This window comes from Sulfitobacter sp. 1A13679 (genome assembly GCF_043557115.1).
Taxonomy (GTDB): domain Bacteria; phylum Pseudomonadota; class Alphaproteobacteria; order Rhodobacterales; family Rhodobacteraceae; genus Sulfitobacter; species Sulfitobacter faviae.
Map to the genome: position 1 here is coordinate 75,471 of NZ_JBIFFO010000004.1, position 21,091 is coordinate 96,561.

A 21,091-nucleotide genomic window follows, 5' to 3' on the forward strand; every position below is an offset into this window, starting at 1 on the left:
GTCGGGACCATGGTGATTTTCAAGGAAGGACATCCGATGCGCCTCAAAGCGTCCACGGCCATTGCGCTGATCACATTCGCCGCCGCCCCGGCATTCGCCCAAGGCAAGGCCGAGGTGCTGGACACCTATGCCGACATCGCGCAGGCCGGATACGAAGACAGCCTGACCACCGCGCAGACCCTGCAAGCCGCCGTCGAGACGCTGATCGCCTCCCCCTCTGCGGAGGCGCTTCAGGCCGCGAAAACCGCATGGCTGGCCGCCCGCGTGCCCTACCAGCAGACCGAGGTGTTCCGCTTTGGCAATGCCATCGTCGATGACTGGGAAGGCAAGGTAAACGCATGGCCGCTGGACGAAGGTCTGATCGACTATGTCGACGCCTCCTATGGCGGTGAGACGGATGAGAACCAACTGGCGGTTCTGAACGTCATCGCCAACCCGACATTCACGCTTGGCGGGGAAGAGGTGGACGCCACCGAGATCACGCCAGAACTGCTCGAAGGGCAGTTGCATGAGGCGGGCGCGGTCGAGGCCAATGTCGCCACCGGCTACCATGCCATCGAATTCCTGCTCTGGGGCCAAGACCTGAACGGCACCGACCACGGCGCGGGCGACCGTCCTTGGACCGATTACGCAGCGGGTGACGACTGCACCGGCGGCAATTGCGACCGCCGTGGGCAATACCTCAAGACCGCCACCGATCTCTTGGTCAGCGATCTGGAATGGATGGCCGGGCAATGGGCCGAAGGCGGTGAGGCACGCGCCACCGTGCTGGCCGACGAAGACGCCGGGATCGACGCGATCCTGACCGGCATGGGCTCGCTCTCCTACGGCGAACAGGCCGGGGAGCGGATGAAGCTGGGCGTCATGTTGAACGACCCCGAGGAAGAGCATGATTGCTTCTCGGACAACACCCACAACAGCCACTACTACGACGGTCTGGGCGTGCGTAACGTCTATCTGGGCGAATACCTGCGCGTCGATGGGCGTGTGGTCTCGGGCGCGTCGCTGTCCGATCTGGTGGCCAGTGCCGACGCGGGTGTCGATGAAGACCTGCGCGCCAAGCTGAACGCCTCCATGGTGGAGCTGGGCCAGATCAAGACCGCCGCCGAAGCGGGTTTCAGCTATGACATGATGCTTGAGCGCGGCAATGCCGAAGGCGAGGCGCTGATCATGGGCGCGGTCGACGCGCTGGTGAACCAGACCCGCGCCATTGAACGCGCGGTGACGGCTCTGGGCGGTGACGAGATCGCCTTTGAAGGCTCCGACAGCCTCGACGCGCCGGAGGCCGTCTTCCAGTAATCCTAAACTTTCCCCCGGGGCGCTGCGGCGGCCCGGGGCCAGCCAAGGAATACGCAAAACCATGATTGTTTGTCACTGTCAGAACATCACCGATCGCGACATCAACAATGCCATCGACTGGATGCGCGCCTCGGACGCGCGAACGGTTATTACTGCCGGCAAAGTATACCGCGCTTTGGGCAAAGCAGCCGATTGCGGGGGGTGCATGCCTCTCTTCTTGTCTACCATGCGCGGAAATGGCAACTTTTCCGTGCCTGTGCTGAAAACCACTCTACGTCAGGCGAAACCAAACAAGGAGACAGGTTCATGAAGGGCGACGACAAGGTCATCGAATATCTCAACGCTGCACTGCGCAGCGAATTGACGGCGGTCAGCCAGTACTGGCTGCATTACCGGCTGCAAGAAGACTGGGGCTATGGTCGGCTTGCCGATAAATCGCGCGAGGAAAGCATCGAAGAGATGAACCACGCCGACAAGCTGATCGAACGGATCATCTTCCTCGAAGGGCACCCCAACCTGCAAAAGCTGGACGCGCTGCGCATTGGTGAAACGGTCAAGGAATGCCTTGAGGCCGATCTCGCCGCCGAGCATGAGGCGCGCACACTTTATATTGAGGCGCGCAATCACTGCGATCAGGTGGGCGATTACGTCTCGAAGAACCTGTTTGAAGAATTGATTGCCGATGAAGAAGGGCATATCGACTTCCTCGAAACCCAACTGGCGCTTCAGGCGGAACTGGGCGAGGCCGTCTACGGCCAGCTTCAGGCCAAGCCGACAGACGACAGCAAGTAACTTCGACGGGCAGGCCCGGTTTCGGGCCTGCCGCTTATCCAAGGCATTTCCCATGCGATTCCTTATTCCGATGCTCACGGTGGCCGCCGCGAGCATGGCCGCCGCGGCCCCGCAAGCATTGGAGGAACCGCATCTCAAGGTGATCCCCCGCACCGCGGAAGAGGCCGCCCGGATCGCCAAGGTCACCGCCCCCGCGACCGAATTCGACAAGCCCGAACCCTTTGAGACGAACCCCGCAGGGGCCGCCACGGTCAGCCCGCGCGGCAATGCCGATGCGTTTTCGCTGCCTTCGGGCAACATCCCTTTCGAGCGGGAGTTGGATTTCAAGGTCGGCAATGGGCTGTTCAAAAAGCTTTGGGTCTCTTCGCCCTCGTCGACGCTAGCCTCTGACGGGCTGGGGCCGCTTTTCAACGCGCGTTCCTGCCAGCGCTGCCACCTGAAAGACGGGCGCGGCCATCCCCCCGAGGGACCCGAGGATGACGCGGTGTCGATGTTCCTGCGCATCTCGGTTCCCACGCCCCCCGAAGAGGCGATGAGCGAGATTGAGGCGTTCCTGCTCTCGGTCGGCGACAAGACCCCGCGCACGCGGCCCGATCCGGTCTATGGCGGGCAATTGCAGGATTTCGGGGTGGCGGGCCATCCGGCGGAATACCGTCTCGGCGTGAGTTATGAAGAGGTGGAGGTCGCCCTGTCGGATGGGGAGACAGCAAGCCTGCGCCGCCCAACCTACAGCGCCGAAGACCTCGGCTATGGCCCCTTGGCCGAAGGCGCGATGCTCAGCCCCCGCGTCGCCCCGCCGATGATCGGGCTTGGCCTGCTAGAGGCGATCCCGGCGGCAGATATCTTGGCGCTGGCCGACCCGGAGGACGCCGATGGTGATGGCATTTCGGGCCGGGCGCAGATTGTCTGGTCCTTTGAACACGCGCGTCCGATCCTGGGCCGTTTCGGCTGGAAAGCCGGGGCGCCGACGATCCGCGAACAATCCGCCAGCGCCTTTGCAGGCGACATTGGCATTTCCTCCCCCATTTTCGACGCGGCATGGGGCGATTGCACGGCGGAGCAGACCGCCTGCCGCGCGGCACCCCATGGGGATGGTGACGACCGTGGCACCGAGATCGACGCCGAAGGGCTGGATCTGGTGACATTCTACAGCCGCAACCTGGCCGTGCCCGCCCGCCGCGATGTCGGCGCGCCTGAGGTGCTGCGCGGCAAGGCGGTGTTTCATGAGGTCGGCTGCACCTCCTGCCACCAGCCGAAATTCGTGACCGAACGGTTGGAGGACCAGCCCGAGCAGAGCTTTCAGCTGATCTGGCCGATGACCGATCTTTTGCTGCATGACATGGGCGAAGGGCTGGCCGACAACCGCCCCGAGGGCCGCGCGAACGGGCGCGAGTGGCGCACCGCGCCGCTCTGGGGCATCGGCTTGACCGAACAGGTCAACGGCCATACCCAATTCCTGCACGATGGGCGGGCGCGGTCGCTGCTCGAAGCGGTGCTCTGGCACGGCGGCGAAGCCCAGCCCGCCCGCGATGCCGTGGTCGACATGCCCAAAGCCGACCGTGACGCCCTGATCCGCTATCTGGAGAGCCTCTGATGCGCAGCCTGCTGACCGCCACATTCCTTCTGACCGCCGCCCCCGCCCTCGCTGGGGTGGAAGAGGTGATCCAAGATCACGCGCTGCCCGGCACCGCCCGTTTCGCCTCGGCCACGGCGGCGCTTCATGCGGCGGCGCAGGCCGATTGCACCGATGCCGCCCTGCGCCCGGCCTATCAGGAGGCTTTCGACGCATGGCTCGGCATCGCGCATTTGACCCTCGGACCGCTAGAGGAAGACGGGCGCGGGCTGGCCATCGCCTTTTGGCCCGATACGCGCGGCTTGGTGGGGCGCAGCGTGGCGCGGATGGTGGCCGAAGAAGACCCGATCGCGACAAGCGGGGATTACGCCGAAGTCTCCATCGCCGCGCGGGGGCTCTTTGCGCTGGAACGGCTGCTTTATGACGATGACTTCGCAGGCTACGGGGCCGAGAGCTATAGCTGCGCATTGGCCCGCGCGATGGCGGCCGACCTGGCCAATTTGGGCCGCGAGGTCGACACCGCATGGCGTGAGGGTTTCGCCGCCGCGCTCCGCAGCGCCGGGGAGGCGGGCAATGACCGTTTCCTCAGCCCGCGCGAGGCATCGCAGGCGCTTTACACGGCTTTGGCAACCGGGCTCGAATTTGTCGCGGACCAACGTCTAGGCCGCCCGATGGGCAGTTTTGATGCGCCGAAGCCGCAGGTGGCCGAGGCGCGCCGTTCGGGCCGTAGCCTGCGCAATGTGGTCCTGTCGCTCGAAGCATTGCACGGACTGGCAGACACGCTGTCGGACGCGCCCACCCCCAAGACCGATGCCGCATTCGACCGCGCCTTGAGCGCCGCGCGTGCATTGGAAGACCCCGTTTTTGCCGGGGTGGTCGATCCGATCAGCCGTATCCGGGTCGAGGCGCTGCAAAACGATGTGCGCGCCATTTCCGAGGCGGTGGGGGCAGAGATCGCCCCGGCGCTTGGCGTCTCGGTTGGGTTCAATTCGGCGGATGGGGATTGATGCCCTCACGCCGCCATTTCCTCGCCGGTCTCGCCGCCGCGTCGAGCTTGCCCGCAATGGGCTGGGCCGCCGCGGGAAGCCCCGTCTACCTTGCCGCCGCGCGTGACCCTTCGGGGGCCTATGCGCTTTTCGGGCTGGACGGGTCCGGCCACGACATTTTCCGCATTCCGCTGCCCGACCGGGGCCATGCCGCTGCCGCCCATCCCACCGCGGCCGAGGCGGTCGCCTTTGCCCGCCGCCCGGGCCGGTTCGCGCTGGTGATCGACTGTGAGAAGGGCCGTGTGGCCCATCGGCTCGACGCGCCAGAGGGGCGCCATTTCTACGGGCATGGGGCGTTTTTGCAAGGCGGGGCCATCCTCGCCACCAGCGAGAATGAGATCGACACAGGCGAAGGGCGCATCGGCCTGTGGTCCCGCGCCAAGGGCTATGCCCGGATCGGAGAGATCGCCTCGGGCGGGGTCGGCCCCCATGAAATCCGTCGCTGGGCCGAGGATGTGCTGGTGGTGGCCAATGGCGGCATCCGCACCCATCCCGACAGCGGGCGGGAGAAGTTGAACATTGATGTGATGCGGCCCAATCTGTCTTATGTCAGCCTCTCGGGCGAAGTGCTGGAGCAGGTTTCGCCGCCTGATGACCTGCATAAGAATTCGATCCGGCATCTGGCCTTGGCGCCGGACGGGCAGGTGGCCTTTGCGATGCAATGGCAGGGGGAGCCGGGCGACGGCGTGCCGCTGCTGGGGCTGCACCGGCGCGGGGAAGAGCCCATCTTGGCCGAGGCCGATCTGGCCGAGCAAATCGCGATGCAGGGCTACGCGGGCAGCGTGGCATTTGCCGCCGATGGCGGGGCGGTCGGGATCACGTCACCGCGCGGCGGGTGGCTGCATGTCTTTGACAACAAGGGTGCATTCCTCGCCAGTCATCGCCGCGCCGATGTCTGCGGGCTGGCACCGGGCCGGGGGGGCTTCGTGGCTACGGATGGGCTGGGCGGTATCCTGTCGCTGCAAGAGGCGACGCTGTCGCGGCTGACCACGGCCAAACGGGCGTGGGACAATCATTTGGTTGCCATCGACGCATAGGCGGGCAGGGGCCGTGCCCCCGCCGCATTTAGTCGGTCTTGTAGGTCGGGTGGAACAAACCACCGGGCGAGAGGGTGAAGATCTCCACCCCGTCTTCGGTCACGCCCACCGAATGTTCGAACTGTGCCGAGAGGGATTTGTCGCGGGTGACGGCGGTCCAATCGTCGGCGAGGGTCTTGGTCTCGGCCCGGCCAAGGTTCACCATTGGCTCGATGGTAAAGAACATGCCCGGCTCAAGCACAGCGCCGGTGCCCGGGCGGCCATAGTGCAGCACGTTGGGTGGCGCGTGGAAGACCTGCCCCAAACCGTGCCCGCAGAAGTCGGTCACGACCGACATGCGGTGGCCTTCGACAAATGTCTGGATCGCATGGCCGATGTCGCCAAAGGTATTGCCCGGCTTCACCGCTTCGATCCCGCGCATCAGGCTGTCGTGGGTCACGTTGATCAGCCGCTCGGCCTTGCGCGACAGTTTGCCCGCCACATACATGCGGCTGGTGTCGCCGAACCAGCCATCAACGATGACGGTCACGTCGATGTTCAGGATGTCGCCGTCTTTCAGCTTCTTGTCGCTGGGGATCCCGTGGCAGACCACATGGTTCACCGAGATGCAGCTGGCGTGTTTGTAGCCCTTGTAGCCGATGGTGGCGGATTTTGCCCCGGCGGCGTTGACCTTTTCTTCGATCAGGCGGTCCAACTCTCCGGTGGTCTGACCGGGGAAGACATGCTCTGCGATCTCGTCGAGGATTGTGGCGGCGAGACGGCCCGCTGCCTGCATCCCGGCATGATCGGAAGGCTCGTAAATGCGAATGCCGTCGCGCGTCTGGCGGCCTCGGTGTGCGTTGTTCACCGCTCTCTCCATGCTTGTGTTCGCTCCTACTTAACGTGGCTTTCGGGCGAGGGCCAGAGCGGCTCAGCCCGCGAAGGGGATCGGTTGCGCCAGTGTGACGGCCTGGGGCGTGATATGGGTGCCGATGGCGTAGATTTCCAGCTCCGCCGCCCGCGCGGCATGGGAGGCGGCGGCATAGGTCGGGTCGATATCGGCAGCGAGGCGCATCTGCGAGCAATCGGTGCGCTGCACCAGATAGAGCAGCACGGCGCGGTGCCCGGCCTGCGCCATCCGCGCCAACTCGCCCAGATGTTTCGCCCCGCGGGCGGTCACGCTGTCGGGGAATTCAGCCAGCCCGGTTTCGCGTGACAGGGTGACGGATTTCACCTCGACATAGGCATCGGGCAGGCCATTGCCGCTGAGCAGGAAGTCGATGCGGGAGTTTTCGCCGTATTTCACCTCGGGCCGCACCTCGGTATAGGCGGCGAGCGGGGCGACCTCACCCGCGATCAGCGCTGCCTTCATCGCGCGGTTGGGCAGGGCGGTGTCGACGCCGGTGAAATGGCCGTTTTCATGGTCCACCAACCGCCAGCCGTAGTCCAGCTTTTTCTTTGGATCGTCGTTCGGCTCCAGCCAGATGCGGCTGCCCGGTTCCGCCAGCCCCATCATCGAGCCGGGGTTGGCGCAATGGGCCACCACCTCTTCGCCCGTCTCCTCAAGCCTGCAATCGGCCAGAAAGCGTTTGTAGCGGCGGATCAGCCGGGCGGGGACAAGTTGGGTTTGAAAGCGCATGGGGCGCGGCCTATACCGAAGGGACGCCATCCTCAAGGAGCCGCCCCATGTCAAACCCCACCGCCGCGATGATCGTGATCGGCGACGAAATCCTCTCGGGCCGGACCCGTGACAGCAATATGCATCACCTTGCGGGGGAGTTGACGAAAGTGGGGATCGATCTGCGCGAAGTGCGCGTGGTCTCGGACGATCATGGGGCGATCATCGCCGCCGTGCAGGCGCTGTCGTCGGCCTATACCCATGTCTTCACCTCGGGTGGGATCGGGCCGACGCATGACGACATCACCGCCGATTGCATCGCCGCCGCCTTTAACCGCGACATCGACGTGCGCGACGATGCGCGCGAGATTTTGGCGGCACATTACGCCCGCGCCGGGACCGAGATGAACGCGGCGCGCCTGCGCATGGCGCGCATCCCTGATGGCGCCGCGTTGATCGAGAACCCGGTCTCTGCCGCGCCGGGGTTCATCGTCGAAAACGTGCATGTGATGGCCGGGGTGCCTGCGGTGTTTCAGGCCATGGTCGCCAGTGTCTTGCCGGGGCTGACCGGGGGGGCGCCGCTGATCAGTGAGACCCTGCGCATCGACCGGGGCGAGGGCGATATCGCCGGGCCGCTGGGGGCGCTGGCCGAGGAATATCCGCATTTGTCGATGGGCAGCTACCCGTTTCAAAAGGACGGTGTCTTTGGCGCGCATGTGGTGATCCGGGGCAGCGATCCGGGGATGGTCGAAGCCGCGATGGCCAAGCTCAAGGCCGCCTTCGCATGAGCGAGGCGCAGGCGTTTTTCGACGCGGGCGACGCGACATGGCCCGCTGCGCGGCGCGTCGAGCACGGCCCATGGTCCCTGCGCGAAGGGCAGGGCGGCGGCAAGCGGGTCTCGGCGGCGACAGCGCGTGGGGCGATCTCCGATGCCGACATTCCGACCGCCGAAGCGGCGATGCGCGAGATGGACCAGCGCCCGCTGTTCATGGTCCGCGCGGGGGAGGATGACCTCGACGCGCTGCTGGCCGCGCGGGGGTACGACGTGGTCGATCCGGTCACGGTGCTGAGCCTGCCGATCACCCGCCTCACCGATATACCGATGCCCCCGGTCACCGCCTTTTGCATTTGGGAGCCGCTGGCGATCATGGCCGAGGTCTGGGCCGTCGGCGGGGTCGGCCCCGCGCGCCTTGCCGTGATGGACCGGGCCGCAACCAAGACCGGCATCCTTGCCCGCTGGAACGAGAAACCCGCAGGCGTAGCCTTTGCCGGGGTGCACAATGATATCTGTATGGTCCACGCGGTTGAGGTGCTGCCCCATCAACAACGCCAAGGCGTGGCGACTTGGCTGATGCGGGCCGCCGCCCATTGGGGGCAGGCGCAGGGGGCCACGCGCCTGTCGGTCCTCTGCGTTGATACCAATACCCGCGCGCATGCGCTCTATGCCAAGCTGGGCTTTGCCCCGGTCGGGCACTATCATTATCGTCAAAGCACCGAGTGAAGGATAAGCCCATGGCCAACGACATGCCCACCGCCCTTGATCTGCCGATGGTCGATCCGCTGCCAGAAGCGACGCAGAAGTATTTCGATGTCTGTCAGGAAAAGCTCGGGATGGTGCCCAATGTGCTGCGCGCCTATGCCTTTGACATCGACAAGCTGAACGCCTTTACCGGCATGTATAACGATCTGATGCTGGGCGACAGCGCGCTCAGCAAGCTTGAGCGTGAGATGATCGCGGTGGCGGTGTCTTCGGTCAACAAATGCTACTATTGCCTCGTGGCCCATGGGGCGGCGGTGCGCGAAATGTCGGGCGATCCGCAATTGGGCGAGGCGCTGGTGATGAACTACCGCGTGGCCAAGATCAGCGCCAAACAACGCGCCATGTTGGATTTCGCGGTGAAGCTGACCGAGGCGAGCGCCAAAGTCGAAGAAGCCGATCGTCAGGCGCTGCGCGACGTAGGCTTCACCGACCGTGACATCTTTGACATCGCCAGCGTGGCGGGTTTCTTTAACATGACCAACCGGGTGGCCAGCGCCACCGACATGCGCCCCAACGACGATTACCACGCGCAGGCGCGATGATCCGGGCGCGCGTCGCTGCGGCTCTGGCCGGGGTGCTGCTGGCGGCCCCGGCGGCGGCGCTTGAACTGGCGCTGCCCAGCACCGCGCGGCTGACGGCGGAACGCAACACCGCGCCGGATCGCTACGCCGCGCCCGTGGGTGTCTATGCCGAAGGGCAGGTGGCACGGGTCAATGTCGATGGCGACGTGCGCCGCGCCGCTTGGCGGATGGACACGCCGGGGCTGACCGCCTTGCAAGTGATGCGCCCGCTGCGGCGGCAACTTGAAGGGACGGGCTTTGACATCGTGCTCGACTGCGCCGCACGGGACTGCGGTGGGTTCGATTTCCGCTTTGCGATAGAGGTGCTGCCGGGGCCGAACATGTATGTGAACCTGCGCGCCTTCCACTTCATCACCGCCCTGCGGCGAGATGAGGATGGCACACCGACCGAGGCGATCAGCATCCTTGCCAGCACGGCGGCGACCTCGGCCTATGTGCAGATCATCCAAGCCCGCAGCGGGGATGCGCCGGAAGACGGCACCCCCCCCGTCACGCCCACCCCAACCGGCGCGGTGCCGCTTGCCACCGCCACGGAGGATTTCGCGGCGGTGCTGAAGGCCGAGGGGCATCTGGTGCTCAACCGGTTGGAGTTCGAGACCGGCACCTCCGCGCTTGGCCCTGGCCCCTTTGCGACCCTGGCGCGGCTTGCCGAATTGCTCAAGGCAGAGCCGGGTCTGCGGGTGGCGCTGGTCGGTCATACCGATGCGGTGGGCAGTTTGGAGGCCAATACCGCCCTGTCACGCAGACGGGCAGAAGCGGTGCGGGACAGGTTGGTTCAGAGCTATGACGTGGCCCCCGACCGGCTGGAGGCGCAGGGCGCGGGCTATCTCGCGCCGCGCGACAGCAACCTGACCGAAGCGGGACGCGAACAGAACCGGCGGGTCGAGGTGGTGGTCCTCTCGGTGCAATAGCCTAGGTCGTGACCGTCATCTGGGTGGCCAGCAGCAGGTTCGTCTCGCTTGAACTTACCCCCTGAATCCGGCGGATTTGACCCAACACGCTGTCGAGTTCTTCGACGGTCTCCGTCCCCGTCTCGACAATCAAATCCCATTTGCCATTGGTGGCATGGATCGCCTGCACCGCGGGCATGCCTGCAAGAATGCGTTTGATCCGGTCGGTGCCCGCCCCTTCGATGGCCAAGAGCGTATGGCCCCGGATTGGGCTGTGGCGTATGTCTTCTTTCAGGATCAGCGTGAACCCCAAAATCGCGCCGGAACTGACCAAACGTTCCACCCGCGCGCGCACCGTCACCCGCGACAGACCCGTGGTGGCCGCCAGCGCGGAATAGGACATGCGCGCGTCGCGGCGCAGTTCTGCGATGATCTTGTTGTCGATCTCGTCCATGGGGTTCCCGTTCGCTTTGTTGGACAATGTTTACGGCAGCGCGGGCGGGCTGGCCAGTCTTTGGGGATGCGCAATTGACGACGCCGGGGAAACCCATAATCTGCCGCGGAAAGGAATACCTCCATGCAAAGCCGCGCGCCCCTGTTCACCCCGGTCCTGATGGTCGGATGTATCATCATCATGGTCAGCTTCGCCGTGCGGGCCTCCTTTGGCGTGTTCCAGATCCCCATTGCCGAGGAATTCGCATGGGCGCGCAGCGAGTTCTCCCTCGCCATCGCGATTCAGAACCTCGCTTGGGGCATCGGGCAGCCGATCTTTGGCGCGCTGGCCGAGAAGATTGGCGATAGGCGGGCGATTATCATCGGGGCGGTGGTCTATGCGGTGGGGCTGCTTTTGTCTGCCAATTCCGCGACGCCGATCGAACATCAAACCTATGCTTGGCTCGTGGGCTTCGGCATCGCGGGAACTGGCTTTGGCGTGATCCTCGCCGTGGTGGGGCGGGCGGCCTCGGACGAGAACCGCTCGATGGCGCTGGCCATCGCCACGGCGGCGGGCAGCGCAGGCCAAGTCTTCGGCGCGCCAGTGGCGGAATGGATGCTGAGCTTCATGTCGTGGCAGATGACCTTCGTCAGCTTTGCGGGGGTGATCCTGCTGATGCTGCTCACGCTGCCGATGATGCGCGCGCCCGGCATGGCGAGCCGGGCCGAGCTGGAAGAGTCGATGGGCCAGATCCTCGGCAAAGCCTTCCGCGATCCCTCCTATACGCTGATCTTTCTGGGCTTCTTTTCCTGCGGCTATCAGCTTGCCTTCATCACCGCGCATTTCCCGGCCTTCGTGACCGAGATGTGCGGTCCGATCCTCGCGGGCGGCGTGCTGCACAACATCGGCATCACCACCACCTCGGCGCTTGGCGCGGTGGCGATCTCGCTCATTGGTCTTGCCAATATCGCGGGCACGCTGCTGGCGGGCTGGGCGGGCAAGCGCTATTCCAAGAAATACCTGCTGGCGGGGATCTATGTCGGGCGCACGGTGATCGCGGCGGCCTTCATCATGTTCCCGATCACGCCGATGACGGTGATCCTGTTCTCTGTGGGGATGGGCGCGCTCTGGCTCGCCACGGTGCCGCTGACCTCCGGCCTCGTCGCGCATATCTATGGGCTGCGCTACATGGGCACGCTTTACGGGATCGTCTTTTTCAGCCACCAGCTGGGCAGTTTCCTCGGCGTCTGGCTGGGCGGGCGGATGTACGACATCTACGGCAGCTACACCGCCGTCTGGTGGGTCGGCGTGGCCGTGGGCGCCTTTAGCGCCGTGGTGCATCTGCCGATCCGCGAGAAACGGCTCGAGGGGCTGGTGACCGCTTAACGCGCGCGCCAGCGTTCGAGGATGTGGTTGGCGGTCATCAGGTCCAGATGCGCGCCGCCGCCGTTCTTGAACAGGGTGATTTCGTCATCGCTCTGCCGGGTGAAGGCCGAAAGGTCGTAGTAATCCGCGATCAGGTGATCGCGGGCGATGGTGCCTGCCTCAAGCGGGATGTTGATCTCTCCGATATGGCCGATGGTGGTGTCGAAACTGTCGACGAAGACGCGGGCGCGCAGCAGCGCCGTGTCGTCCACCTCGCGCATGTCGGGGCGGTAGGCGCCGATGAGATCGACGTGCTGGCCGGGCTGCAACCAATCGCCCTTGATCAGCGGGTCGGTCGACATGGTGGCAGAGGTGACGATATCTGCGGCGCGCACGGCCTGCTCCAGATCGGTCGCCACGTTGATCTTGAGCTCTGCGGCCATCGCCTCGGCGTTCTTCGCGGTGCGGTTCCAGACCGTGAAACGGGCGTTCGGGAAAGCCGCGGAATAGGCCGCGTGCAGCGCCCGGCCTTGGGTGCCCGCGCCGACGATCAGGATATTCTCGCTGTCCGGTCGGGCCAGCCGACGCGCGGCCAAGAGGCTGTCGCCCGCGGTCTTCCACTTGGTGACGAGGTGGAAGTCCACGATGGCGGAGAGCGTGCCTGTGACATCATCGAAAAGCGAGACGCCGCCGTTGACCATCGGCACCTCGCGGTCCGGGTTGCCGGGGAAGATCGTGGCGGATTTCACCGCGATGCCCAGCCCGTCGATCCAGGCCGACCGGCTTAAGAGCGTGTCCTTGCCGCGGTAGAGGAACGTGTCGCCGATCTCGGCCTTCGGCAGGTCGTGGCCCGCGGCCAGCGCATCGGTAAGCGCGATCCAATCCAGCAGCGCCTCGCCCGCGTCGAAGGAGATGTTCGGAATGTCGGTCATGCGGCCTCCTCGCGGCTCAGCAGGCCGGCGGCGACCAGACGGTCGGCCCAGCCCTGCGGCCCGGTGAAATGGTGGGTTTGCCAGCCCCGCGCGGCGGCGGCGGCGATGTTGTCGGCGCGGTCGTCGGTGAAAAGCAGGGCTTCGGGCGGCAGGTCGCTGCCCTTTTCCACGGCCTCGTAGATTGAGGGCGCGGGTTTGATCATGCCGAGGTGGCCGGAAATGAAATCACGGTCGAACTCGCGCAGGAAAGGGTAATGGGTCGCGGCCAGATCATAGCTTTGAATGCCGAAGTTGGTGAGCGAGAAGACCGGGACGCCACGCGCTTGCAGCGCATTCTTCAACCGCAGGGAGTGGTCGATCACCGGGGCGGCCATCTCGATCCAGCGGTCGTGCCAGAGGCGGATTTCATCGCCCCACTCAGGCGTCGCCTCGGCCATGGCATAGATCGTGTCGCGGAAATTCTCGCCGCTGTCGACGCGGTCGTTCATGCCGTGCAGGTCCACGGCGTCGAACATGGCGCGGCGGCGATCTTCGCCGATGACGCTGTCGTAAAACCGCTCCGGTTGCCATTCGATCAATACGTTGCCGATGTCGAAAACGACCGCCTGTGGTGTCATATCACTTGCCCTAACAATTGCTTAACGCGGGCCTACCCCCGCGCCGCCGCGCGCAGTTCCCGCTCCAATGCTTCGAGGAAACGGGAGCGGTCGGCCTTTGTAAACCCCTTGCCGCCGCCTTGGCGAAAGGGGTCGGCGGCGCGCAGGTCGGCCATCAGGTCGCGGGTGGCCAGCACGTTGCCGATATTGCGCGCGGTCAGCGCCTCGCCATTGTGTTTCAGCACCCTTGCGCCCGCTTCGACGCATTTGGCGGCCAGCGGGATGTCCCCGGTCACCACCACGTCGCCCGGCCCGCACCGCTCGGCGATCCACATGTCGGCGATGTCGGGCCCGTCGGGCACGATCACCACCTCGACCAACGGATTTTGCGACATGCGCAACCCGCCGTTCGAGACGAGGAACATCTTGATCTTGTGGCGGGTCGCGACCCGCTCGGCCTCGGCCTTCACGGGGCAGGCGTCGGCGTCGATGTAAAGCACGGTCATCGTTCAGCCTGCGTAGAGCGCGTCGGCATGGAAGGCGACGTGATCTTCCATGAAGCTCGCCACGAAGAAATAGCTGTGGTTATAGCCCGGCTGCATGCGGAAGCTGCCCTGTTGCCGTTTGGCGGCCATGGCTTCGGCCAGCGCTTCGGGCATCAAGAGGTCGAGGAACTGGTCGCTGCTGCCTTGGTCGATCAGCACCGGCCCGTCGAAGCCTTTATCGCGCATCAGCAGGGTGCTGTCGTGTTTGGCCCAAGCGGCCTCATCCGTGCCGAGATAGGCGGTGAGTTGCTTTTTGCCCCAATCGCTCGCCGTCGGATGGGTGATCGGCGCGAAGGCAGAAACCGAGAGGAAACGCCCCGGCAGGTTCATCGCCAGCGTCAGCGCGCCGTGCCCGCCCATGGAATGGCCGGTGATGCCTTGACGCTCCATATCGAGGGCGAAGTTTTCTGCCAGCAGGCTCGGCAGTTCCTCGGCCAAATAGTCCCACATCTGATAGTGCGCCGCCCAAGGGTCTTGGGTCGCGTTCACATAAAACCCCGCGCCTTTGCCAAGGTCGTAAGCATCGTCATCGGCCACATCGTCACCACGCGGGGAGGTGTCGGGGAAGACCAATGCGATGCCGTGTTCGGCAGCCCAAGCCTGCGCGCCCGCCTTGGTCATGGCGTTCTCATGGGTGCAGGTCAGCCCTGAGAGATACCACAGCACCGGGACCGGACCGTCCTGCACCTCGGCGGGGAGAAACAGGCCGAATGTCATGTCGCAGCCGCAGGAGTCGGAGGCGTGGGAGTAGACCCCCTGCGTGCCACCGAAACAGGCGTTTTCCGAGATGGTTTTCATGGCAGCGTTCCTTTCGAAATTGGATATGTCACAGGGCCGAGACCCAACCTACGACAAGGCTGACGGTCACGATACTAACTGTGGTTGAGACGAGAATGGCGGCAGAGACCCGCTGAGGGGCGACGCCGTAGTGTTGGGCGAGCATATAGACATTGCCCGCGACCGGGAGGGAGGCCGTGGCGATGATGACCCCGGCTTTATACGGGTCGACGCCGAAGAGAAACAGCGCGCCAAAGGCCACGAAGAGCGGGTGCAGCACCAGTTTGCAGAAAGTCAGCCAGCCCGCGATCTCGATCCGTTCGGCGGATTTAGAGGCCAGCGAGGCGCCGATGGCAAAAAGGGCACCGGGGGTGGCGGCGCCGCCAAGGATGGCCAGAAATTCGTTCAGCGGCACGGGGATCGGGATGCCGAAGCCGGACCAGAGGAACCCGAGTGTAATGGCGACGATCATCGGGTTTTTCAGCAGGCCAATCCCGACGGTTTTGAGTGTCGCCAGCCGCAATTGCCCCTCGCGGGAGCCGGTGATCAGGATCACGATGAGGCTGGAAAAGATGATCATGTCGACGGTCAGCGCCAGCAGCACGGGGCCGATGGCATCCGGCCCTAAGAGCAGCGTCAGCATCGGCACGCCCAGAAAGCCGGTGTTGCCGATCACGGCGCATTGCGCCTCGATCCCATTGGTGGCCACATCGAGCCCGCGCAAAAAACCGACGAGGCTGGCGATGGCATAGACGAAGGCCGTCCCCCAGAGGTAGGCGGCGACAAGGCGGCTGTCCCAGACCTCGGCCAAGGACAGATTGGCGGAAAAGCGGAACAGCATCGCCGAGAGGGCGAAGTAGAAGACGAATTTGGTGAGATAGGCCGTCGCTTCGGCAGAAAAAAACCGCGTGCGCCCGGCCCAGTAGCCAAGGCCGATCAGCGCAAAGAACGGCAGGGTTTTCAGGAAGATCGCGACCATGGGTCAAGCATTAGCCAGCCCGCCCTTGGGGTGCAATGGGGCAGGGCGTGGGTCTTGGCCGAACCGATCGACACCACCTGCGCGCTCAAGGGGTTGCGGCCAGCGGAATCGCCTCGGGCGGCTCCGTGATCTCGCTGCCACAGCAGTCCCATCGGCAGGTTCCAGCAAACGCAAAGCGCCCCACCCTTGGCGGGGCAGCGGAGGGAGCTACCTGTTGCAGGATGGACGCCACCCGAAGAACGAGGTTTGGAATATGAAAGTAGTTTTCTTGGCACCCCTAGTGCTGGCCGGTTGCGCCGAATTATCGACAGCGCCGGTGCAGAACCCGATCCCGGCGCCCGCGCCTGTGGCGACCACGCCCGCGCCGCCACCGGCTGCCTCTGAGCCATCGGCCCCTGCGCGGTCCGAAACCCCCAGCAGCCCGGCCAAGCCCAAGCCGCTGCCGGATTCGGTGGTCAATGCGGTGAATGACACCTCCAGCCCCTCTGAGGACAACGGTCAGGAAGAGCTCGCAGCCGCCGAGCGCCCGACCGACACCTGCAAAGAAGGCAGTTGGTGGGGGCTGATCGGCCGCCCGAAGTCGGCGGCGAGCATCGTTTCCGAGCCCAAGCGCGTTTATACCGAGGGCGACCCGGTGACGATGGACGCCAATCCCAACCGCACCAACATCGTCTTGGACGCGGAAGGCAAAATCGCCAAAGTCACCTGCGGCTAGGGTCTTTCCCTAGCCCTTGGGGCGGTTGTCGAGAATACGCACGGCTTTGCCCTCGGACCGGGCAACGCCGCCCACGTCCATGACCTCAACCGTGACCGAAATGCCGACGGTCTGTTTGATCTGTGCCGACAGCGCTTTGATCGCAGCAGCCCGGGCATCGGTGGTGACGCTGGCGTCAGCGCATTCACACAGCACGCGCATCTGATCCATCCGGTCGGGGCGCGAGAGTTCGATCTGGAAATGCGGAGCCAAGCCCGGCGTGGCCATCAGCGCCTCTTCGATCTGGGTGGGGAAGATGTTGACGCCGCGGAGGATAATCATGTCGTCGCTGCGCCCGGTCACCTTCTCCATCCGCCGCATGGCGCGCGCGGTGCCCGCCAGCAGGCGGGTCAGGTCGCGGGTGCGGTAGCGGATGATCGGGAAGGCCTGTTTCGTGAGCGAGGTGAAGACCAACTCGCCCATCTCGCCGTCCTCAACCGGGGCACCGGTTTCGGGGTTAATAATCTCAGGATAGAAATGATCCTCCCAGATGTGCAGCCCATCCTTGGTCTCCACACATTCCATCGACACGCCCGGCCCCATGACTTCGCTGAGGCCGTAGATATCGACCGCATGCATGTCGAAAGCCTGTTCGATCTCCTGCCGCATGGCGTTGGTCCAGGGTTCGGCCCCGAAAATGCCGACTTCGAGCGAGGATTGGCGCGGGTCGATGCCCTGTTTGGCAAATTCATCCAAGATCGACAGCGCGTAGGACGGGGTGACCGTGATGCCCTTGGGGGCGAAATCTTCGATCAGGCGCACTTGGCGCGGGGTCATCCCGCCCGAGATCGGCACGGTCGACAGGCCAAGCGCATCGGCGCCGAGGTGGATGCCCAAGCCGCCGGTGAACAGCCCATAGCCATAGGCATTGTGCAGCATATCGCCCGGGCGCATCCCCGCCGCGCGTAGGGAGCGGGCGACGACTTGCCCCCAGTTCGCCAGATCGTCCTTGGTATAGCCCACGACGGTCGGCTGCCCGGTGGTGCCGGAGGATGCGTGAATGCGCGCCACCTGATCACGCGGCACGGCGAACATGCCAAAGGGGTAATTGTCACGCAGGTCAGTCTTTACCGTGAAGGGAAAGCGCGAAAGATCGGAAAGCTGTTTCAGATCATCAGGATGCACGCCCGCATCGTCAAAGCTTTGCTTGTAGAAGGGCACGTTGTCATAGGCATGGCGCAGGGACCATTTCAGACGGTCCAATTGCAGGGCGCTGATCTCGTCCCGGCTGGCGATCTCAATCGGGTCGAGCGTATCCTTCGCGGGGGTCAGGTCTTTCATCAGGTCGGCTCCTCCTCGGTAAATAGCTGGCCCTTGATGCTGCGGGAGAGCCCGCGAAACAGGGCCACGACACGGTCATCCTCGCCCGTGACGGTCACGTCATAGATGCCCGACCGACCGCTGCGCGACACTTCGCATGCGGTGGCGGTCAGCCGCTCCTCCGGCTGGCCGGGGCTGAGATAGGTGATCTGGTTCTGCTGGGCGACAGTGGTCTGGTTGTAGCTGTTGCAGGCAAAGGCAAAGGCGCTGTCGGCCAGCGTGAAGATGAAACCTCCGTGACAAATCCCATGCCCGTTCAGCATGTCCGGGCGCACCGACATCGACAAAACCGCGCCGCCGGGGGTGACCTCGTCGATCCTCATGCCCAATCCGGCCGAGGCGGAATCTCGGGCGAACATCACCTCGGCACATTTGCGGGCGCGGGCGTCTGGGGTCATTCCGTCATGCCTTTGTGTTTCATTTTCAAGATTGGTTGCACAATTCTGTAACGCTTTCAAGAAATTTTGAGGGGTGCTTTCGGCCATGTCAGGGCTTGATTTGGCCCCCGTCAGGGTCAACTGTAAAGCCATGAGCATAGAGCCCCCATCGCCGATCACGGCTTTCGAGCGCCCTGCCGAACAGGTCGCCTTTCACCGCACCGAACTGTCGCTGATCCTATCGCTCTACGGGCGTATGGTCGCGGCGGGGGAGTGGCGGGACTACGGGATTTCGCACCTTAAGGACGTGGCCGTCTTTTCCGTCTTTCGCCGCACGGCTGAGATACCGCTTTACCGGATCGAAAAGCGGCCCAAGCTGCGCAACCGGCAGGGGATGTATGCGGTGGTGGGCACGGGTGGGCAGGTGCTGCGCCGGGGCCATGACCTGAAGGCCGTGCTGCGCGTGTTGGAGCGCAAGCTGATCCGAGCAGTAGATTAAACGCCGGGGCGGCGATGTGCCGTCACCGGGCCGTCCCCGCCCGCTTCGATCCGGGCGATGGCCTCGGCGATGTTTTCATAGCTCACGGCCATGGCGTGGGCATTGGCGTGGATCATCGTCTCGCCGTCCACCACCAGCGCCACATGGCCTTTCCAGAACAACAGATCATTGCGTTGATAGGCGTCGCTGACGGGGGCGCCCACGGTCTTTTCCTGTTGGTCGCTGTCACCGGGGCAGGGGATGCCGCAGGCCAGCAGCGCCGCTTGCACGAGGCCCGAACAATCGATCCCCCAACGGCTGTTGCCGCCCCAGAGATAGGGCGTGCCAAGGAACAGCGCGGCGATCTGCGCGGGGTCGGCCTCTCGGCTCTCGACGGGGGCAAGATGGCCCAGCGGAATGTGCCCCTGCGGGGTTTCGGCGAAATCCTTGGTCTCTGCCGTCACCGTGACGCGCGCACCGTAGCTGAGGCTCAGCACGTCCGGCGATTTCAGATCGGCGTCGCGATAGGCATGGGTGGCAGGCACGCAGACGCGGTGGGTGGCGCTGCGCGGGGTGCCAAGGGTGCTTTGCAGAACATGCCCGCAATAGCCATCCTTCTCGGCCTGCACATAGGTCCAGCCCGACGCCTCATGCAGCACGGTCACCTGCTCGCCGAACAACAGCTGCCGGTCGCGTGGCCCGTCAGGGCGGCGGCAGAGGTCGGCCACCGGCACCGCCACCTGCGCAGGGCGGTTCTGGGTCGCCAGCGCCGGGTCCGGGGTAAGACGCGGGTCGCTCATGATTTCAGCAAGGCAGGCAGGGCGGCATAGATCGCGCGGGTGCCTTGGCCGGTGCCGCCTTTCGGGCGGGCGGGGGCGTCGGCAGGTTGCCAGCCGTAGATGTCGAAATGCGCGTATTTGCTGTCGGTTACAAAGCGGCGCAGGAAGAGCGCGGCGGTGATCGACCCGGCAAAGCCGCCCTTGGGCGCGTTGTCGAGGTCGGCGATGCCGGGCTCGATCAGCGCCTCGTAGGCGTCGTGGAAAGGCATCCGCCAGACCGGATCGGCAGACCCGGCAGCGGCGCTTTCCAAAGCCGAGACGAAGGCGGCGTCGTCACTGTAATAGGGCGCAAGGTCCGGCCCCACGGCCACCCGCGCGGCCCCGGTCAGCGTCGCCATTGAGATGATCTGATCGGGCCTGTCTTCATCCGCCAGCGCCAGCGCATCGGCCAGCACCAGACGCCCCTCGGCATCGGTATTGTTGATCTCAACCGTCAGCCCCTTGCGCGAAGTCAGGATGTCGCCGGGGCGGAAGGCGTTGCCGGAAACGGAGTTCTCAACCGCCGGGATCAGCACGCGAAGCTGCACCTCCATGCCGGTGGCCATGATCATATGCGCCAGCCCCAGCACGGCGGCGGCCCCGCCCATGTCCTTTTTCATCAGCGCCATCGACGCGCCGGGCTTGAGGTTCAGCCCGCCGGTGTCAAAACAGACGCCCTTGCCCACCAACGTCAGCTTTGGCCCCGCCTCGCCCCATGCCATGTCGATCAGCCGCGGCACGCGGTCGGCGGCGCGGCCCACGGTGTGGATCATCGGCAGGTTGTTTTCCAGAAGGGCATCGCCGGTGGTCACTTCGATCTTCGCGCGATGCTGCTCGGCCAGGTTGCGCGCGGCGGCTTCAAGATCGGGCGGCCCCATGTCAGAGGCGGGTGTGTTGATCAGGTCGCGGGTCAGCACCTCACCCGTGGCCAGCGCGGTGATCTGTTCGGCGTCGACCCCCTCGGGCGCGACAAGGCGGGCAGTCAGCGGGGACTGCTCGCGGTAGCGGTCGAAACGATAGCCCGCCAGCAGCCAGCCAAGCGCCTCTGTCGCCGCCTGATCCTCGGGCAGGCCGCGTTCGATCCGGTAATCCCCGGCAGGAAGCTTGGCCGCAGCGGCGGCGAGGTGAAAGCGGCCCCTGCGGCGGGCAGCCTCGGACCCGTAGCCCGCCAGTGCCATCACCGGCGCGCCCTCGGCACCCGGCACGACAAGCGCCTGACCAAGGCCGCCCACAAAGCCGCTGGCCTTCACCCATGCCTGCACAGCGCCGGGCTGATCGGCAAGCCAGCCTTCAAGCGCGGTCTCGCTCAAGACATGAAGCGGCAGGGCATTGGCGGAGGGGGCGGCGAATTCGGCGGACATG

The 21,091-nt window shown here is 65.0% G+C and carries 25 protein-coding genes; 13 read left to right on the forward strand and 12 right to left on the reverse strand.

Going from position 1 to position 21,091, the window contains the following annotated elements; genetic code table 11:
- Window positions 1-36 precede the first annotated feature (36 nt).
- The 6 genes from ACGYLA_RS04690 to ACGYLA_RS04715 all read left to right on the forward strand — a co-directional run bounded on the left by ACGYLA_RS04690 (window position 37) and on the right by ACGYLA_RS04715 (window position 5,747).
- Entirely contained in the window at window positions 37-1,299 is a 1,263-nt protein-coding gene (locus ACGYLA_RS04690) for an imelysin family protein (protein ID WP_394430705.1), read from the forward strand.
- A gap of 61 nt (window positions 1,300-1,360) precedes the next feature.
- A complete protein-coding gene (locus tag ACGYLA_RS04695) occupies window positions 1,361-1,609 on the forward strand; it encodes a bacterioferritin-associated ferredoxin (RefSeq protein ID WP_271692854.1) in 249 nt (82 codons plus the stop codon).
- Window positions 1,606-2,091, forward strand: coding sequence for a bacterioferritin (bfr, locus tag ACGYLA_RS04700; RefSeq protein ID WP_136720255.1), 486 nt, complete (start codon window positions 1,606-1,608; stop codon window positions 2,089-2,091). The genes ACGYLA_RS04695 and bfr overlap by 4 nt, the downstream gene beginning before the upstream one ends.
- 52 nt (window positions 2,092-2,143) lie before the next feature.
- Window positions 2,144-3,685: a di-heme oxidoredictase family protein gene (locus tag ACGYLA_RS04705; protein ID WP_394430707.1), complete on the forward strand. Its 1,542-nt coding sequence runs from the start codon at window positions 2,144-2,146 to the stop codon at window positions 3,683-3,685.
- Complete coding sequence (locus ACGYLA_RS04710; RefSeq protein ID WP_394430709.1) at window positions 3,685-4,671, forward strand: imelysin family protein; 987 nt, start codon at window positions 3,685-3,687, stop codon at window positions 4,669-4,671. Before ACGYLA_RS04705 ends, ACGYLA_RS04710 begins: the two co-directional genes overlap by 1 nt.
- Window positions 4,671-5,747, forward strand: a complete 1,077-nt coding sequence (locus tag ACGYLA_RS04715; RefSeq protein ID WP_394430711.1) for a DUF1513 domain-containing protein — start codon at window positions 4,671-4,673, stop codon at window positions 5,745-5,747. The genes ACGYLA_RS04710 and ACGYLA_RS04715 overlap by 1 nt, the downstream gene beginning before the upstream one ends.
- 28 nt (window positions 5,748-5,775) lie before the next feature.
- Here ACGYLA_RS04715 and map read toward each other — a convergent pair whose 3' ends face one another.
- Together map and sfsA are read right to left on the reverse strand one after the other, a co-directional pair.
- Window positions 5,776-6,606 (reverse strand): type I methionyl aminopeptidase, encoded by an 831-nt coding sequence (gene map / locus ACGYLA_RS04720; RefSeq protein ID WP_271688803.1) that lies wholly within the window; start codon window positions 6,604-6,606, stop codon window positions 5,776-5,778.
- Window positions 6,607-6,657: 51 nt separating this feature from the next.
- Window positions 6,658-7,365, reverse strand: a complete 708-nt coding sequence (sfsA, locus tag ACGYLA_RS04725; RefSeq protein WP_394430713.1) for a DNA/RNA nuclease SfsA — start codon at window positions 7,363-7,365, stop codon at window positions 6,658-6,660.
- 47 nt (window positions 7,366-7,412) lie between these two features.
- Here sfsA and ACGYLA_RS04730 point away from each other — a divergent pair, with 47 nt between their 5' ends.
- From ACGYLA_RS04730 to ACGYLA_RS04745, 4 genes are read left to right on the forward strand one after another with little or no spacing between them, the layout of a single operon-like run.
- Entirely contained in the window at window positions 7,413-8,132 is a 720-nt protein-coding gene (locus ACGYLA_RS04730; RefSeq protein ID WP_394430715.1) for a competence/damage-inducible protein A, read from the forward strand.
- Window positions 8,129-8,845: a GNAT family N-acetyltransferase gene (locus tag ACGYLA_RS04735; RefSeq protein WP_394430717.1), complete on the forward strand. Its 717-nt coding sequence runs from the start codon at window positions 8,129-8,131 to the stop codon at window positions 8,843-8,845. Before ACGYLA_RS04730 ends, ACGYLA_RS04735 begins: the two co-directional genes overlap by 4 nt.
- Window positions 8,846-8,856: 11 nt before the next feature.
- Window positions 8,857-9,426 (forward strand): peroxidase-related enzyme, encoded by a 570-nt coding sequence (locus ACGYLA_RS04740; protein ID WP_209218503.1) that lies wholly within the window; start codon window positions 8,857-8,859, stop codon window positions 9,424-9,426.
- Complete coding sequence (locus ACGYLA_RS04745) at window positions 9,423-10,376, forward strand: OmpA family protein (protein WP_394430719.1); 954 nt, start codon at window positions 9,423-9,425, stop codon at window positions 10,374-10,376. Before ACGYLA_RS04740 ends, ACGYLA_RS04745 begins: the two co-directional genes overlap by 4 nt.
- A 1-nt stretch (window position 10,377) precedes the next feature.
- Here the strand turns inward: ACGYLA_RS04745 and ACGYLA_RS04750 are convergent, their stop codons facing one another.
- A complete protein-coding gene (locus ACGYLA_RS04750) occupies window positions 10,378-10,809 on the reverse strand; it encodes an Lrp/AsnC family transcriptional regulator (protein ID WP_271688809.1) in 432 nt (143 codons plus the stop codon).
- Between the two features lie 123 nt (window positions 10,810-10,932).
- On the opposite strand from ACGYLA_RS04750, the gene ACGYLA_RS04755 reads away from it, so the two are divergent.
- A complete protein-coding gene (locus tag ACGYLA_RS04755; protein ID WP_322328485.1) occupies window positions 10,933-12,174 on the forward strand; it encodes an MFS transporter in 1,242 nt (413 codons plus the stop codon).
- Here the strand turns inward: ACGYLA_RS04755 and ACGYLA_RS04760 are convergent.
- The 5 genes from ACGYLA_RS04760 to ACGYLA_RS04780 are packed head-to-tail and all read right to left on the reverse strand — an operon-like array spanning window position 12,171 to window position 15,982.
- Window positions 12,171-13,085, reverse strand: coding sequence for an ornithine cyclodeaminase family protein (locus ACGYLA_RS04760; protein WP_394430721.1), 915 nt, complete (start codon window positions 13,083-13,085; stop codon window positions 12,171-12,173). The two genes, ACGYLA_RS04755 and ACGYLA_RS04760, sit on opposite strands and share 4 nt — an antisense overlap.
- Entirely contained in the window at window positions 13,082-13,702 is a 621-nt protein-coding gene (locus ACGYLA_RS04765) for an HAD-IA family hydrolase (RefSeq protein WP_394430722.1), read from the reverse strand. Before ACGYLA_RS04765 ends, ACGYLA_RS04760 begins: the two co-directional genes overlap by 4 nt.
- A gap of 32 nt (window positions 13,703-13,734) precedes the next feature.
- Window positions 13,735-14,187, reverse strand: coding sequence for a YaiI/YqxD family protein (locus ACGYLA_RS04770; RefSeq protein ID WP_394430724.1), 453 nt, complete (start codon window positions 14,185-14,187; stop codon window positions 13,735-13,737).
- A 3-nt stretch (window positions 14,188-14,190) separates the two neighbouring features.
- Entirely contained in the window at window positions 14,191-15,024 is an 834-nt protein-coding gene (fghA, locus tag ACGYLA_RS04775; protein WP_394430726.1) for an S-formylglutathione hydrolase, read from the reverse strand.
- Between the two features lie 28 nt (window positions 15,025-15,052).
- Complete coding sequence (locus ACGYLA_RS04780) at window positions 15,053-15,982, reverse strand: AEC family transporter (RefSeq protein ID WP_271688814.1); 930 nt, start codon at window positions 15,980-15,982, stop codon at window positions 15,053-15,055.
- A gap of 253 nt (window positions 15,983-16,235) precedes the next feature.
- Between ACGYLA_RS04780 and ACGYLA_RS04785 the strand changes: the two genes are divergently transcribed.
- Entirely contained in the window at window positions 16,236-16,697 is a 462-nt protein-coding gene (locus tag ACGYLA_RS04785) for an I78 family peptidase inhibitor (RefSeq protein WP_394430728.1), read from the forward strand.
- Between the two features lie 9 nt (window positions 16,698-16,706).
- Here the strand turns inward: ACGYLA_RS04785 and paaK are convergent, their stop codons facing one another.
- Both paaK and paaI read right to left on the reverse strand, forming a co-directional pair.
- Complete coding sequence (paaK, locus tag ACGYLA_RS04790; protein ID WP_394430730.1) at window positions 16,707-18,017, reverse strand: phenylacetate--CoA ligase PaaK; 1,311 nt, start codon at window positions 18,015-18,017, stop codon at window positions 16,707-16,709.
- Complete coding sequence (gene paaI / locus ACGYLA_RS04795; RefSeq protein ID WP_394430732.1) at window positions 18,017-18,454, reverse strand: hydroxyphenylacetyl-CoA thioesterase PaaI; 438 nt, start codon at window positions 18,452-18,454, stop codon at window positions 18,017-18,019. The genes paaK and paaI overlap by 1 nt, the downstream gene beginning before the upstream one ends.
- Window positions 18,455-18,584: 130 nt before the next feature.
- Between paaI and ACGYLA_RS04800 the strand changes: the two genes are divergently transcribed.
- Window positions 18,585-18,932 (forward strand): DUF2794 domain-containing protein, encoded by a 348-nt coding sequence (locus ACGYLA_RS04800; protein ID WP_209218493.1) that lies wholly within the window; start codon window positions 18,585-18,587, stop codon window positions 18,930-18,932.
- On the opposite strand, the gene ACGYLA_RS04805 is transcribed toward ACGYLA_RS04800, so the two are convergent.
- Both ACGYLA_RS04805 and ACGYLA_RS04810 read right to left on the reverse strand, forming a co-directional pair.
- Window positions 18,929-19,711, reverse strand: a complete 783-nt coding sequence (locus ACGYLA_RS04805; protein WP_394430734.1) for a C40 family peptidase — start codon at window positions 19,709-19,711, stop codon at window positions 18,929-18,931. The two genes, ACGYLA_RS04800 and ACGYLA_RS04805, sit on opposite strands and share 4 nt — an antisense overlap.
- Entirely contained in the window at window positions 19,708-21,090 is a 1,383-nt protein-coding gene (locus tag ACGYLA_RS04810; protein WP_394430736.1) for a leucyl aminopeptidase family protein, read from the reverse strand. The genes ACGYLA_RS04805 and ACGYLA_RS04810 overlap by 4 nt, the downstream gene beginning before the upstream one ends.
- Between the last annotated feature and the right edge of the window lies 1 nt (window position 21,091).

What these genes read in the sequence shown, in the direction of transcription:
- ACGYLA_RS04690 (WP_394430705.1), top strand. Translation starts at nt 37, where the DNA reads ATGCGCCTCAAAGCGTCCACGGCCATTGCGCTGATCACATTCGCCGCC.
- ACGYLA_RS04695 (WP_271692854.1), top strand. Translation starts at nt 1,361, where the DNA reads ATGATTGTTTGTCACTGTCAGAACATCACCGATCGCGACATCAACAAT.
- bfr (WP_136720255.1), top strand. Translation starts at nt 1,606, where the DNA reads ATGAAGGGCGACGACAAGGTCATCGAATATCTCAACGCTGCACTGCGC.
- ACGYLA_RS04705 (WP_394430707.1), top strand. Translation starts at nt 2,144, where the DNA reads ATGCGATTCCTTATTCCGATGCTCACGGTGGCCGCCGCGAGCATGGCC.
- ACGYLA_RS04710 (WP_394430709.1), top strand. Translation starts at nt 3,685, where the DNA reads ATGCGCAGCCTGCTGACCGCCACATTCCTTCTGACCGCCGCCCCCGCC.
- ACGYLA_RS04715 (WP_394430711.1), top strand. Translation starts at nt 4,671, where the DNA reads ATGCCCTCACGCCGCCATTTCCTCGCCGGTCTCGCCGCCGCGTCGAGC.
- map (WP_271688803.1), bottom strand. Translation starts at nt 6,606, where the DNA reads ATGGAGAGAGCGGTGAACAACGCACACCGAGGCCGCCAGACGCGCGAC.
- sfsA (WP_394430713.1), bottom strand. Translation starts at nt 7,365, where the DNA reads ATGCGCTTTCAAACCCAACTTGTCCCCGCCCGGCTGATCCGCCGCTAC.
- ACGYLA_RS04730 (WP_394430715.1), top strand. Translation starts at nt 7,413, where the DNA reads ATGTCAAACCCCACCGCCGCGATGATCGTGATCGGCGACGAAATCCTC.
- ACGYLA_RS04735 (WP_394430717.1), top strand. Translation starts at nt 8,129, where the DNA reads ATGAGCGAGGCGCAGGCGTTTTTCGACGCGGGCGACGCGACATGGCCC.
- ACGYLA_RS04740 (WP_209218503.1), top strand. Translation starts at nt 8,857, where the DNA reads ATGGCCAACGACATGCCCACCGCCCTTGATCTGCCGATGGTCGATCCG.
- ACGYLA_RS04745 (WP_394430719.1), top strand. Translation starts at nt 9,423, where the DNA reads ATGATCCGGGCGCGCGTCGCTGCGGCTCTGGCCGGGGTGCTGCTGGCG.
- ACGYLA_RS04750 (WP_271688809.1), bottom strand. Translation starts at nt 10,809, where the DNA reads ATGGACGAGATCGACAACAAGATCATCGCAGAACTGCGCCGCGACGCG.
- ACGYLA_RS04755 (WP_322328485.1), top strand. Translation starts at nt 10,933, where the DNA reads ATGCAAAGCCGCGCGCCCCTGTTCACCCCGGTCCTGATGGTCGGATGT.
- ACGYLA_RS04760 (WP_394430721.1), bottom strand. Translation starts at nt 13,085, where the DNA reads ATGACCGACATTCCGAACATCTCCTTCGACGCGGGCGAGGCGCTGCTG.
- ACGYLA_RS04765 (WP_394430722.1), bottom strand. Translation starts at nt 13,702, where the DNA reads ATGACACCACAGGCGGTCGTTTTCGACATCGGCAACGTATTGATCGAA.
- ACGYLA_RS04770 (WP_394430724.1), bottom strand. Translation starts at nt 14,187, where the DNA reads ATGACCGTGCTTTACATCGACGCCGACGCCTGCCCCGTGAAGGCCGAG.
- fghA (WP_394430726.1), bottom strand. Translation starts at nt 15,024, where the DNA reads ATGAAAACCATCTCGGAAAACGCCTGTTTCGGTGGCACGCAGGGGGTC.
- ACGYLA_RS04780 (WP_271688814.1), bottom strand. Translation starts at nt 15,982, where the DNA reads ATGGTCGCGATCTTCCTGAAAACCCTGCCGTTCTTTGCGCTGATCGGC.
- ACGYLA_RS04785 (WP_394430728.1), top strand. Translation starts at nt 16,236, where the DNA reads ATGAAAGTAGTTTTCTTGGCACCCCTAGTGCTGGCCGGTTGCGCCGAA.
- paaK (WP_394430730.1), bottom strand. Translation starts at nt 18,017, where the DNA reads ATGAAAGACCTGACCCCCGCGAAGGATACGCTCGACCCGATTGAGATC.
- paaI (WP_394430732.1), bottom strand. Translation starts at nt 18,454, where the DNA reads ATGACCCCAGACGCCCGCGCCCGCAAATGTGCCGAGGTGATGTTCGCC.
- ACGYLA_RS04800 (WP_209218493.1), top strand. Translation starts at nt 18,585, where the DNA reads ATGAGCATAGAGCCCCCATCGCCGATCACGGCTTTCGAGCGCCCTGCC.
- ACGYLA_RS04805 (WP_394430734.1), bottom strand. Translation starts at nt 19,711, where the DNA reads ATGAGCGACCCGCGTCTTACCCCGGACCCGGCGCTGGCGACCCAGAAC.
- ACGYLA_RS04810 (WP_394430736.1), bottom strand. Translation starts at nt 21,090, where the DNA reads ATGTCCGCCGAATTCGCCGCCCCCTCCGCCAATGCCCTGCCGCTTCAT.